The sequence below is a fragment of the Thiohalocapsa sp. genome, from assembly GCF_019695415.1.
Lineage (GTDB): Bacteria > Pseudomonadota > Gammaproteobacteria > Chromatiales > Chromatiaceae > Thiohalocapsa.
The window spans coordinates 1-11,700 of sequence record NZ_JAIFKJ010000455.1 but is presented as its reverse complement, the minus strand read 5'-3'; the positions used below and the strand labels follow the sequence as shown (position 1 = coordinate 11,700).

The following is an 11,700-nucleotide window of genomic DNA, read 5'->3' as shown; positions in this document are numbered from 1 at the left end:
CCAGCTGGCCCATGTGGTCTCCGAGGTAGAGGGCGGTGTCTACCGAGCAGGCACCCGCAAGGCGGCGCCGGATGAGCTGAAATCCGCTGCGCTGCACCAGGGTCGCCACGCGCTCGAAGCGCTCTGGGTGCCGCGGTACGAGCACCAGCAACGCCGTCGGCAGATGTGCCCGCACCACCGCATGCGCTGCAAGTACCTGCTCCTCCTCACCCTCGCGGGTACTGGCGGCCACCCACACGGGTCTGTCGTTGCCCCAGGTACGGCGCAGCACCTCGGCGCGGTCGGTTAGGCTCGCCGGCGGTTGGACGTCGAACTTGATGCTGCCGGTCACGGTGATGCGGGCGGGGTCCACATTGAGGGCGACGAAGCGCTCGGCATCCGCCGGGCTCTGGGCGGCGATGTGGGAGAAACGGCGCATGGTCTCGGTGCTGAGCCCGGCAACTCGGGCATAGCCGCGCGCCGAGCGCGCGGACAAGCGCGCGTTGATCAACAGCGTTCGAATTCCGCGACCCTCACAGACGGCCAGCATGTTCGGCCAGATCTCGGTTTCCATCACCAGCACCAGCCGCGGCGCCACCCGGTCCAGGAATCGCCCCATGATGCCGGGCAGGTCGAAGGGCGTGTAGCGGTGCTGGACAGCGTCACCCAACAATGCCTGGAGTCGGGCGGCACCGGTGGGCGTCGTCGTGGTTACCAACACGCGCAAATCCCGGCGCAGCAGGTGCCGCAGCAGCGGCAACGCCGCCTGTACTTCCCCGACGGACACCGCGTGCACCCAAACATCCGCCGGCATGGGCGGGATCGGCTCGCGAGCTAAACGCTCACGCCAGCGCTCGCGATAAGCCGGCGCCCGCCAAGATCGCCAGAACAGGCGCAGCAGCGCCAGCGGAATCAGCAGCGCGACGAGAACGGAATAGAGGCGGCGCGACAAGTGACAGCGGCGGGGTCAGTCAGAGCGGCGCAGCCTCGACTCGAGAGCACACCGGACCGGCCTCCGCCGGCCCAATGCTGTGGTGCGCAGGCTCACCGCCTGCCATGGCTCAGAGCGCGGTCGCGGCGGTGCCGGGTGCCGCGCCCTCCGGCGCCGTCGCGGCGGGAGCCGACGCTGGTGCCGGCTCGGGCATGAGCTCGGCGGGGACGGCCTTGGCCAGCTTACCCTCCGCGATAGCTGCATCGAGCCAGGGCTGGTGCAGCGCGAGCAGGCTCCAGACCATCACGATACCAACCGGCCAAGCAAGCAGCGCCGCCGGCCGGGACGGGCGGAAGCGCATCACGACCCAGAGCCAGAGCACCGTCAGCACAGCGGCCGTCACATAGACTGCCGGCTGCCATATGAAGCCTTGATCCATCGGCAGATATTGACCGAGCCCTTCCACTGGGGGCGGCGCGCCCTTGTAGAGCAGCCAGACCCAGGTCGCCCAGAGCGCCGCGGCAACGACGCCGAAGAGCAGCGCCGACAGCCAATGCGCGGGCCACACGAACCAGCGCGGAAGCCGCTGCACGCCGCCGGCAGCGATGACAGCCAAGGGCACCAGCAGCCCGACGGCCACGACCGGGCTCAGCGCATCCGACAGGACCAAAAGGCCCCAGCCGAGCACCGCAGCCAAGAGCGCCGCACGGAAGCCGGGGAAGCCGAAGAGCGCACCCGGACGCAGCACCAGTGTGAGCACCGCGAGCAGCCAGGCAGGGAAGGACATGGTCAGGAACAGCCACAGCCATTGCAGCTGCACCGAAGGATTGCTCAGATCGATGCCGGCGATGTAGCTCTGCGGACTCGCTGCCGACCACCAGGCTTGATACAGGGCCGGATCACGCTGCTGGAGCAGGAGCGGCCAGATCAGGAGCCAGGGGAGGGAGAAGATCACGGCGACAATGAGACCGCGCAGATAGCGTCCGAAGCGGGCAATGCCGATGAAGGGCAATACCAACGCGGTCAGGCCGAGCACCACGGGCGCGAACAGGCCATGGGACATGAACGCGATGCCCGCACCTGTCCCGAGCCAGAGACCGCCCCAGAAGATCCGACGCGGCCAAAGGGCCATACCATAGAGGCCGATCGCGATGCCCGCCATGAGACCCGTCTCGGGCAGCATATCGTGCCCATACCAGACAACCCCCAAACTGCTGAGCAGCACCAGCACCGCGGCGGCGCCCGCCGCCGGCAAGGGCGCATCATCACCATGGCGCCAGGCGGCGCGGGCAAAGAGCGCCGTGAACAGCAGCGTCAGGCCGAGATACACGCCGCTTGCGACACGTGCGGCCTGATCCGCCGGTAGATAATCCCCGAGCGACTGCGCCAGACCGGCGCCGGTCATGTAGTACAGCGGCGGCGTGTCCAACACGGGTGTGTTGTCCACCTGCGGCACTAGGTATTCGCCGCTGTCGATGATGCTCTGCACGGCAGCGAGGGAGCGCGCCTCACCCGCCGTCCAGGGCTCATGCCCGACGAGACCGGATGCGACGAAGGCGCCCGCCAGCAACAGGGTCAGGAACCAAAGCCAAGAGCTCTTCTGTTTGGGAGTTTTGGCCGCGGATGCACCCGCCTCGGCGGCCTGTGTCGCTGATTTTGCCATCTCGAATCCTCACTGCCAGCGCGGGATGGACTATAGCACAATGGCCCCGCTGCTCAGCGGGGCGACCGCCGCCATTGTAACGGGGTCGGGCCTTCGGCTGCCGCACCGGTGGCCGCCGGAAGCTGTCCGGGATCACTTCGCACTCACATCCGACGGCTCAGCAGCGACGGCGAACGCGACAGATAGACTATGACCCACACCCCTTCGCGCATCACCGTGCTCGCCTCCTTCTCCGGCGCTGGCGGCGTCGAGCGGATGCTCGTCAACCTACTGCATGGGCTCACGGAATTGGGCCGGCCCGTGGATCTGCTCACTATCCGCACCAGCAGTCCGTACCTTGATGACCTACCCACCGGGGTGCGCCGCATCGATCTCGGCGCCCGTCACAGCCTCGGCGCCGTTGCCGCACTCGCCCGCCAGCTGCGGAGCGAGCGCCCGCCGGTCTTGCTGGCGGCCAAGGACCGTGCCGGGCGGGCTGCAGTGCTCGCACGCCGGCTGGCCGGTGTCGAGACCCGCATCGTCATGCGCCTCGGCACCAATCTGGGCGCCGCCCTCGCGGGCAAACATGTGCTCGCCCGGTGGCTGCGGCTGACGGCGGTACGCCGCAGCTGGCAGCACATCGAGCACATCGTGGCCGTCTCGGACGGCGTCGCAGCGGACACGGCGCGACTGGCGCACTTTCCGCCGGAGCGCATCAGCGTGATCCGTAACCCGGTGATCACGCCCATGCTCGCGGCACGCGCCGCCCTGCCCTGCCCCCATCCCTGGCTCGACGAGGCCGCGCAGCACGTGGCGCCGGTGCTCCTCGGCGCCGGTCGGCTGGAGCGGCAAAAGGACTTCCCGACACTGCTCCGTGCCTTCGCGGCCCTGCGCGCGGAGCGCCGCTGCCGGCTACTGCTGCTGGGCGAAGGCGCGTGGCGCCACCGACTCACCGCGGAGGCCGCTGCGCTGGGTGTCGCGGCAGACCTGGACTTACCGGGCTTCCAGTCGAACCCTTACCCGTTCCTTGCCAGGGCGCGCGTCTTCGTACTGTCGTCAGCGTGGGAAGGGTCGCCGAACGTGCTCACGGAAGCCATGGCGCTCGGCACCCCCGTCGTGGCCACGGACTGCCCGAGCGGCCCGCGGGAGGTGCTCGCCGACGGGCGCTTCGGGCGGCTGGTACCGGTGGGAGACGCAGCGGCGCTGGCCAAGGCCATGGCCGCGACGCTGGCGAACCCATTGCCGGCAGCCGTCCTGCAGCACGCCGTGGCCGCCTACCGCTCAGATGCCAGCGCGGCGGCCTATGCGGCGGCGCTGGACGCGGTGGCCGCCGGCAAAGCACCATCCATGCAGCCACCACCCTGAGGCACGCAAGCCACGGGATCAGGGCTGCTCCACTGGGGCAGCAACCACGGCCCAATCCAGCCCCATGGACTGCCCGGGCAGGTAGTAAAGGGGGGCTTGCGCACGCCGGATCTCAAGCTGAGACAGCCCCAGCGTTCTCGCCAGCCAGCGCCGGAAGGGCGCCCCGGGATCCTCCAGGTGCTCCCCCACCAGCAGCCAGTCACCTCCGGGCAACCGCTCCGGGAAGAAGCTCCGCTTCGACATGACCACGGCGTTCGGCAAGGCCAGCCGCAGATTACCTGCGAGCGGATCGGTGTCTGCGAGCACCAGCGCTGGCGCCGCACCCGCTGCCTGCATCTCCGCCGCCAGCTCGCGATAAGGCGCATTGAGGCGGGAGGGGCGCTCCGGGTCCGCCCATAGGGCTTGCCCCGGGAGCGCCAAGGAGACAGCCGCCAGCACCAACAACGCGATCCCGGCGAATGCACGTCCACGCCATCCGGCGGGGGCAGCGTGGCAGGCGAGCAGCAGGGGGGCGTAGAAAACCATCGGCTGCAGCCAGTGCTCTTTGATATCCCGGGCACCGCTCGCGAGAAGCAATGCCACCGCCAGGACGAGCACCACGCCCGCGGTGCGCCACAGCAGCCGACATCCCAACCGACCCTGCAGCCGGGGCGCACCCCGCCGCAGCACCAGGGGCGAGAGGAGCACCAGCCCCCCCAGCGTCGCCGCAAGGCCCGCAGCCAAGTCCAGCAGGGCGGCCCAGCCGATGCCGGCGGTCATCTCCAGCTTGTGGAAGCCCTCGCGGGCAGCCGTCGGCTCGCTCAAGGCCCAGAGCCCGTGTGGGACAAAGAGCACTGCGGCGAGCGCTAGGGAGACAATGAAGCGCCAAGTGAAGAGCGCCCGCCGCCACGTTGGCAGCGTGACCGCCGCCGCCAACAGGCCCAGCGCGAATAACCCGAAGTTGTACTTGCTGAGCGCTCCCAGCCCCAACAGCACACCGAGCAGGACGTAGCTTCCCCATCCCGAGCGCCGCGGTAGCCGCAACAGCACCACCAAGCACCAGGCGGCCACCGCCACCACCAACACCGTATGGGTGAAGTTGCGCTGATCCTCCCAGGCGATCTGCGGGATCAGCGCCAGCCCGAGCACGGCGACCCACTGCAGCGCCGCGGTCAGTCCGAGCTCCCGGGCCGCCATGGCCAAACCCCATACGATCATTGTCAGCAGCACGGCCTTCAGCGCCAGGAGCGCTTCCAGACTCGGCCCGGTGACCGTGAACAGGGCCTGCACAAGCCAGGTGTAGAGCGGCGGCTGGCTGTTGTAGCCGAGCGCAGGAAACTGGCTCAGGATGAGCTGCTCGGCGTGGTCCCATTCGGCGGTGGGCGTCACCAGACCCAGCAGCAGCGCATTGAGGGCGAAATAGGCAAGGGCCGCCGCCATGATGACGCCCGTGGCACGCTCCTCTGGGGCGGCAGCCGGCGTCGCTTGGGTCTGAGTCTCCATCCACAACGTCTGCGTTCAGCCCGGCTGATGGTCAGCGGGCCCGGGCGCGCCGGCCAACAGCTCGCGGTAGACCGCAAGATTGCCCGCCACCATGCCGGCAACGGAGAATCCCCGCGCCACCGGCGCCCGCCCGGCGGCACCCAGCCGCGCCCGAGCAACCGGGTCCCTCAGCAGGGCGAGCACCGCCGCGGCGAGCGCCGGCACGTCAGCGGGCGGCACCAGACGGCCGTTCACACCGTCGCGCACCGCCTCGGGGATGCCGCCAACGTCGCTCGCGACAATGGCCACACCGGCAGCGGACGCCTGCAGCAAGGAGACACCGAGCCCCTCCATGGTCGCCGGATGCACCAGGAGGTCAAGGCAAGGCAGCAGCTTCGGCAGGTCGTCCCGATAGCCCACGAGCCGCACATGCTCGGCGAGACCGTCGCGGTCGATGCGCTCCTGCAGGGGCCCCACCAAGGGCCCCTTTCCGAAACAGAGCACTTGTACCTGGGGCTCGGCGGCGATGATGAGAGGCAGTGCATCCAGCAGGAAGCGATGCCCCTTGCGCTCGATCAGCTGCGCCACGACACCCACGACAGGCGTGGGCATGTCCAGCGCATCCGCGGCGCCCAGGCTGCGAGCAAGCGCCTCGCGGTCGCATCCTCCGGCGAACGGACGCGGGTCTACGGCGCTGCGCACCACCCGCAGCTTGGCGTCCGGCAGCCCAGCGTCGCGCAGGACGCGGGCGATGCCCTCAGAGATGGCGATGACCCGGTCGTGCAGCCGATACTTCGCCGCCGCGAGCCAGCGCGGCTCCGGGTTATCCACGCGCCGGGTATGGACCACCGGGATACCCGCGCGGCGGGCGGCGATGCCGCCCATGACGTCGGCACCAATGCGGCTGTGCAGGTGCACCAGATTCGGGCGCACATCGCGAATGACCCGGCCCAGCCGCAGGATGATCCCCACATCCAGATCCCCGCCCATGGGCATCTCGTGCACACGCGCGAAGGCCGCCGCGCGCCGCGCCAGGGCGCAGCCGGGCCGGCAGGCCACATGGCTGTCGATACCCTGCTCGGCAAGCCCCTTCAGCAGATAGAGCACCTGCTGAGCGCCGCCGTAAAGCTCGCCGCCGCCTTCGACATGCAGCACCCTCACAAGACCACCCCCGGCAGTACACGCAACGCCGCCACGACCTCATCGACGGTAATGGCGCGCATGCAGTCGAAGCGCCCATCGCAGGTGGGCCGGCGCCGGCAGGGCGAGCAGGCGCGCGGATGGTAGAGCACCCGGGCATCGGGCCGTCCGGTGTCGGTGTAGGGTAGCGACGAGCCGAAGAGCAGCAGTGTCGGGCGCTTGCGGGCGATACCCATATGTCCAAGACCTGTGTCTACGGCCACCACCGCACGACTGCGGTCGATGACGACGGCCGCCTCCAGTAGCGAGGTACGCCCGGCGAGGCTGAGCGCAGATCCGGCGGACTCAGCGGCGATCTCCGCGCCGGCCTCGGCGTCATTTGGACCGCCCAGCAGCACCGAATGCAGCCCGGTGTCGGCCCGCAAGCGCGCCGCAAGCTCCGCCCAGCGCGGCGCGAGCCAGTGCTTCTGCGGACGAGTGGTGAAGGGACAAAGCGCGACATAACCGGCGGACAGGCCCGCTGCCGCCAGGAGGCGGTCGGCGGCCGCCGCATCGTCGGACCCAAAGTGCACCGCCATGTCGAAGCTGTCGTCCGGCAGCCCCAGCGTGCGGGCCAGGTGCAGATATTCAGAGCCGATGCGGCCACGCGCAGCCGGCGGCTCCCGAGGCACCACCCGCGTGAGCAGAAGCCGACCCCCCTCGCGGCTGCCGAGACCGATGCGCTGCGGAGCACCGGAGAGCCACACCGGCAGCGCGCTCTTGAGGAGGCCCTGAAGGTCCACCGCCAGATCGAAGCGGCGCGCGCGCAGATCGCGGCGCAGTGCGCGCAGCTCCGCCGCCAGCGCCGGAAGGCGCCGCTCCCGCCATAGGCTGCGCAGCCGCGGGCCTGGCCATTCGATGACCGCATCCAAGTCCGGGTGGTGGCGCAGCAGCGGCGCACAGCCCGGCTCGACCAGCCACGCCAGGTGGGCATGCGGATAGGCCCGGCGGAAGGCCGCGGCGAGCGGCGAGGCGAAGATCACATCGCCGATGGCGCTCAGTCGCACCAGCAGCACCCGCTCGGGCGTATGCCAGCGGCTGGCGTGATCGGCCGTGCTCAAGGCGCCTGCCCAGCTCGCCTGGCGAGGAGATGCTGAAAAAAATCCAGATAGGCCGCCGCCGAAACCGAGATGCCGTAGGGTGCGACGGCAGCGCGCAACAGCTTGGGCGGGGTCGGCTGCTGGAGCAGGCCTGCAATGGCTCGCGCCAGTGCTCGGGCGTCGCCCACTGGGGTAAGCGGCCCCAACCGACCGCTGTCCAACAGCTCAGTGACACCGCCAGGGCAGGCGGTAGCCGCCACCGGTGTGCCGACAGCCATGGCCTCCACCAGCACATTGCCAAGCCCTTCTCGGCGCGAGGACAGCACCATCGCGGAGGCGCGCGCCAGATAGGGGAAGGGATCCGCCACGAAGCCCGGCATGGCCACATGCTCGACGATGCCGAGACGCGCAGCAAGCGCTCTGAGTCGTCGGCGCTCGCGCCCTTCGCCCAAGATCATGAGCCGCGCGCCAAGGTCCGCGGGCAAGAGTGCGAAGGCCCGCAGCAGGGTCGCGAAGTCCTTAACCTTGCGCAGCCCGCCAACCGCGAGCACCACCGGGGGCGCTCCGGGTGCAAGCCAGGCATGCGGCGCCTGTACGCCAATGCGGCGGTCGAGATCCGCTGGCACCACGGGATTCGGTAGTACCCGCAGCGGCACGCCGGTGATGCCAAGCCGCTGATGGAGATCCTCGGCGACGGCCGAGGATACCGCCGTGATGCCGTCTAAGCGGAGGTAGTCGCGGCGCACGCGGCGGCGCTCCCGCCAGGTGCGCAGCGGATTGAAGCGTTTCGCCGCCAGGCTCACCGAGAGCGGCGTGCCGACGGTAGTTACTACACGGATGCCGGCATCCAGCCTGTCCCGCGCCGCGAGGGCTGCATGATCATCCGCGAGCTTGCCGGTGAACAGGATCTGCGGCGGCCGCTCCCGGAGCGCCGCGGTGAGGGCATCGGCGCCGGCGCCCAGCGGCATCACACGGACGGCATCGGGCAGAGCCTGAACATACGGATGCGCGGTGCGCCCGACCAACAGGTCCACCTCGCAACCAAGCGCCGCCAGACCGCCGGCAAGGCCAGTCATCACACGCTCCACACCACCGTCACCGAAACGCTGCACCGCTACCGCCACGCGCATCACGCTTCTCCTCGCCCGCCTCCAACACGCCCGGCGAACAGGCCCATACTGAGCGCCCCACCGGCCAACAAGGCCCAGAAGGCGCGCCAGGACTGGTGCGTCGCATGGAAGTCGAAGAGGTTCCAGAGCACGAGGTATAGCAGCGCCAGCCACAGAAAGCCCGCAACGTCTTCATCGATCTGACCGGCCTGCCAAGCCTTAAGCACAGCCCGCAGCAACAACGCGAACAGCCCGAACCACAGCAGGAAACCGACGAGTCCCAGTTGTACGAGGACCTCGAGATAGGTGTTGTGCAGATGCTCCATGGGCCCATAGCCGATCAGCATCACCGCGGGGTCGTCGCTCGCGGCAAGGAGCGCCTTGGCGGCCCCGGGCCCCCAGCCGAGCCAGGGCTGCTGCAGCCAGGCCGCGAGCCCGAAGCGCTGCGCATGCCAGCGCTGACTGAGAGAGGATTCAGCCGAATAGTCGATCTCCCCGGCCACCATGGCACGGATCGTCCCCCACTCGGCAGCAAAGCGCTCGGCCATGGGGCCGGCATAGACCAGCAGCAACGCAAGGCAGACCGCCGCCAACCCCAGCAGCAACCGCGGTGACGCCCGCCAGCCGGACCCGCGGACAGCCACCGCCAGACCAACCACAGCTGTCAGCGTGAGGGCGATCCAGGCACCCCGGGAGAGGGTCAGCAGAAAGGCCTGCGCCGCCACGAGCGCCACCAGCCACCAGAGCATCCACCGCAATTCCGGGGCGCCACCGGCGTGCCAACAGCGTCGACGCAGGGTGACAAGGCCGATCAGCACCGTTCCACTGAAAAGCGCGAAGACATTGGCAGGGAAGCCAAAGCCGGGCCGCGATTCGAGGAAAGCGGCTGGCTCGGACAGCAACAGCGCCCAATCCAGGCGCCAGAAGGTGCCAATGAATAGCCCGACCAGCGCGAGACCGAACAGGCGCAGCAACCGCGCCTGATCACCGCCGATCAGGTACGCCACCGGGACGAAGACCAGCAGCTGCGCCCACTGCGCGGCAGCCTCCATACGCACCGTCAGCGTGCCGCCGGGGTAGCTGCCGAACAGCCCCAGCACTAGCGCGTAACCGGCGAACACCACCGCGAGAATCACTGCTGGAGAGAGCGGCCAGGCGGGACGGCGCGTCAGCGCCAATGCGAAGGTGAGCACCACCAGCCCAAGCCCGAAGGAGACACCGGCCGGCGCCGAGAACAGTGCCAGGGCCGTGACATCCAGCCCGAGGCGTCGCAGGCGCTCAATCCAGGCGTCCAACGGTGGGCCTTTGGTTGCGATGCATCTGGATGCCTAGGATTGCAAATGGCGGATCGGAACTACGCAGGGGCGCCGGGTCCTTGCGCAGCGAACCATAGTACCAGAGCCCGCCGCTGGGACTGGGCCCGCTCCGGGCTTTGGTGCACCGTCGCGGCGTGGCAAGATGCCCGCCGGCACCGTGCCCATGCAAACCATTCAGCCGCCCACCTGTGAATCAACGCTTCCAGCCCAGTCCCCCGAGCCGCCGGCAATGTGCGGTATAGCCGGTTTCTTGCGCGCAGACGGCGCGCCGCCAGAGCCCAAGCTGCTGGCTGTCATGGCGGCACGCCTCGGGCACCGCGGGCCGGACGACCGCGGCAGCCATCACCTCGGCCCGGCGGGGCTTGCGCAGACGCGGCTGTCCATCATCGGACTGGAGACAGGGCATCAGCCCATGGTCAGTCACGATGGGCAGCTTGCGCTCGCGGCCAACGGCGAGGTCTACAACTACCGGGAGCTGGACGCCGAGCTCTCCCGCCATGCGCATCCCCCGGCCGGCGGGTCGGACTCTGCCACCATCCTGCATGCCTACGCGGTTCATGGCGATGCCTTTGTGCATCATCTGCGGGGCATGTACGCCTTTGCGCTGTATGACCACGGGCGCCGGCGGCTGCTGCTGGTGCGCGACCGCCTGGGCATCAAGCCGCTGTTCTATGTCCGCCTGCCCGACCGCATTGCCTTCGCCTCCGAAATGAAGGCGCTGTTGCCGCTGCTGCCCGACCAGCCCGTAGTGCACGCACCGGCGCTGCGGCAGTTCCTGCTGCAGCAGTTCAACACTGGCGAGGAGACCATTTTCACGGGCATCCACCGTGTGCTGCCCGGCGAGCTGCTCAGCATCGATGCGGAACTGCATATCGAGCGCCGTCGTTACTGGTCCCTGCAAGACGTCACACCCCGCAGGCTCGATGCCGAGGCCGCCGCTGCGGAGCTGGACGGCCTGCTGGATGAGGTCATGCGCGAGCACATGCGCGCGGATGTCCCCTTTGGCCTCTTCCTATCCGGGGGGCTGGATTCGGCGACCCTGGCGGCCTCCCTGGCGCAGCATGGTGCCGGGCGTATCCAGAGCTTCTCCATTGGCTGGCGCGGCACGGCCATGGCCGACGAGCTAGGCGGCGCCCAGCGCGTGGCCGACTGGTTTGGCTTCGAGCATACGGCCATCGCGCTGGAGCCGGCGCAGGTGTTTGCGCGCCTACCGCACAGCGTCTGGGCCGCCGACGACCTGATGCGCGACTATGCCTGCCTGCCCACGTCGGTACTCGCGCAGACTGCGGCGGCGTCACGCAAGGTGGTTTTCTCCGGCGAGGGCGGCGACGAGGCATTCGCCGGCTACCGACGCTACCGACCGACGGCCGCTGAGCGGCTCAGCAAGGCTCTGCTGTTCCCCGGCAGTGGCGGCTTCCGCACCCGCCCGCAGTGGTCGCCGCCCTGGATCCGTCGGCTGTTCGGCCCCGCGCTGCGGGCGCTGCCGGGCCGCAGCCGACAGCCCTTCGTGGACGCCTGGCGGGCGACGCCCCACTGCTGGCCCGCCCTCCCGCGGCCACCATACCCGGATCCCACCCCGGCCCCGCCGGACCACTTGCCGGTGAAAACGGCCCGGCCGGTTGTTGCCCTCGGGCCGGGGGGCCGGGGCCCCCCGCTGGCACCTCGGCCGCGGGCCTTT

At 69.6% G+C, this 11,700-nt stretch carries 9 protein-coding genes; 2 read left to right on the top strand and 7 right to left on the bottom strand.

What is annotated here, in order from left to right; all coding sequences use genetic code 11:
• Both I6U14_RS12800 and I6U14_RS12795 read right to left on the bottom strand, forming a co-directional pair.
• Positions 1-931 (bottom strand): 3-deoxy-D-manno-octulosonic acid transferase (locus I6U14_RS12800; protein ID WP_296899890.1); only part of this gene is annotated, 931 nt, incomplete at its 3' end.
• 109 nt (positions 932-1,040) lie between these two features.
• On the bottom strand, positions 1,041-2,573 hold the full coding sequence (locus tag I6U14_RS12795) for a hypothetical protein (RefSeq protein WP_296899888.1): 1,533 nt from the start codon (positions 2,571-2,573) through the stop codon (positions 1,041-1,043).
• Between the two features lie 189 nt (positions 2,574-2,762).
• Between I6U14_RS12795 and I6U14_RS12790 the strand changes: the two genes are divergently transcribed.
• Positions 2,763-3,917 (top strand): glycosyltransferase, encoded by a 1,155-nt coding sequence (locus I6U14_RS12790; RefSeq protein ID WP_296899886.1) that lies wholly within the window; start codon positions 2,763-2,765, stop codon positions 3,915-3,917.
• Between the two features lie 18 nt (positions 3,918-3,935).
• On the opposite strand, the gene I6U14_RS12785 is transcribed toward I6U14_RS12790, so the two are convergent.
• The 5 genes from I6U14_RS12785 to I6U14_RS12765 are packed head-to-tail and all read right to left on the bottom strand — an operon-like array spanning position 3,936 to position 10,001.
• A complete protein-coding gene (locus I6U14_RS12785) occupies positions 3,936-5,399 on the bottom strand; it encodes a glycosyltransferase family 39 protein (protein WP_296899884.1) in 1,464 nt (487 codons plus the stop codon).
• A 15-nt stretch (positions 5,400-5,414) separates the two neighbouring features.
• Positions 5,415-6,539, bottom strand: a complete 1,125-nt coding sequence (locus I6U14_RS12780) for a glycosyltransferase (RefSeq protein ID WP_296899882.1) — start codon at positions 6,537-6,539, stop codon at positions 5,415-5,417.
• Positions 6,536-7,618, bottom strand: a complete 1,083-nt coding sequence (locus tag I6U14_RS12775; protein WP_296899880.1) for a glycosyltransferase family 9 protein — start codon at positions 7,616-7,618, stop codon at positions 6,536-6,538. The genes I6U14_RS12780 and I6U14_RS12775 overlap by 4 nt, the downstream gene beginning before the upstream one ends.
• Positions 7,615-8,727, bottom strand: a complete 1,113-nt coding sequence (locus I6U14_RS12770) for a glycosyltransferase (protein ID WP_296899878.1) — start codon at positions 8,725-8,727, stop codon at positions 7,615-7,617. Before I6U14_RS12770 ends, I6U14_RS12775 begins: the two co-directional genes overlap by 4 nt.
• The gene (locus I6U14_RS12765) at positions 8,727-10,001 is read right to left on the bottom strand and encodes an O-antigen ligase family protein (protein WP_296899876.1); all 1,275 of its coding nucleotides are present in this window, start codon (positions 9,999-10,001) and stop codon (positions 8,727-8,729) included. Before I6U14_RS12765 ends, I6U14_RS12770 begins: the two co-directional genes overlap by 1 nt.
• A gap of 250 nt (positions 10,002-10,251) precedes the next feature.
• Here I6U14_RS12765 and asnB point away from each other — a divergent pair.
• Positions 10,252-11,700, top strand: a 1,449-nt coding sequence (gene asnB / locus I6U14_RS12760; protein ID WP_296899874.1) for an asparagine synthase (glutamine-hydrolyzing), incomplete at its 3' end; no start/stop codon positions are given.

Excerpts from the sequence above, each read along its gene's own strand:
- I6U14_RS12795 (WP_296899888.1), bottom strand. The coding sequence starts at position 2,573 with ATGGCAAAATCAGCGACACAGGCCGCCGAGGCGGGTGCATCCGCGGCC.
- I6U14_RS12790 (WP_296899886.1), top strand. The coding sequence starts at position 2,763 with ATGACCCACACCCCTTCGCGCATCACCGTGCTCGCCTCCTTCTCCGGC.
- I6U14_RS12785 (WP_296899884.1), bottom strand. The coding sequence starts at position 5,399 with ATGGAGACTCAGACCCAAGCGACGCCGGCTGCCGCCCCAGAGGAGCGT.
- I6U14_RS12770 (WP_296899878.1), bottom strand. The coding sequence starts at position 8,727 with ATGCGCGTGGCGGTAGCGGTGCAGCGTTTCGGTGACGGTGGTGTGGAG.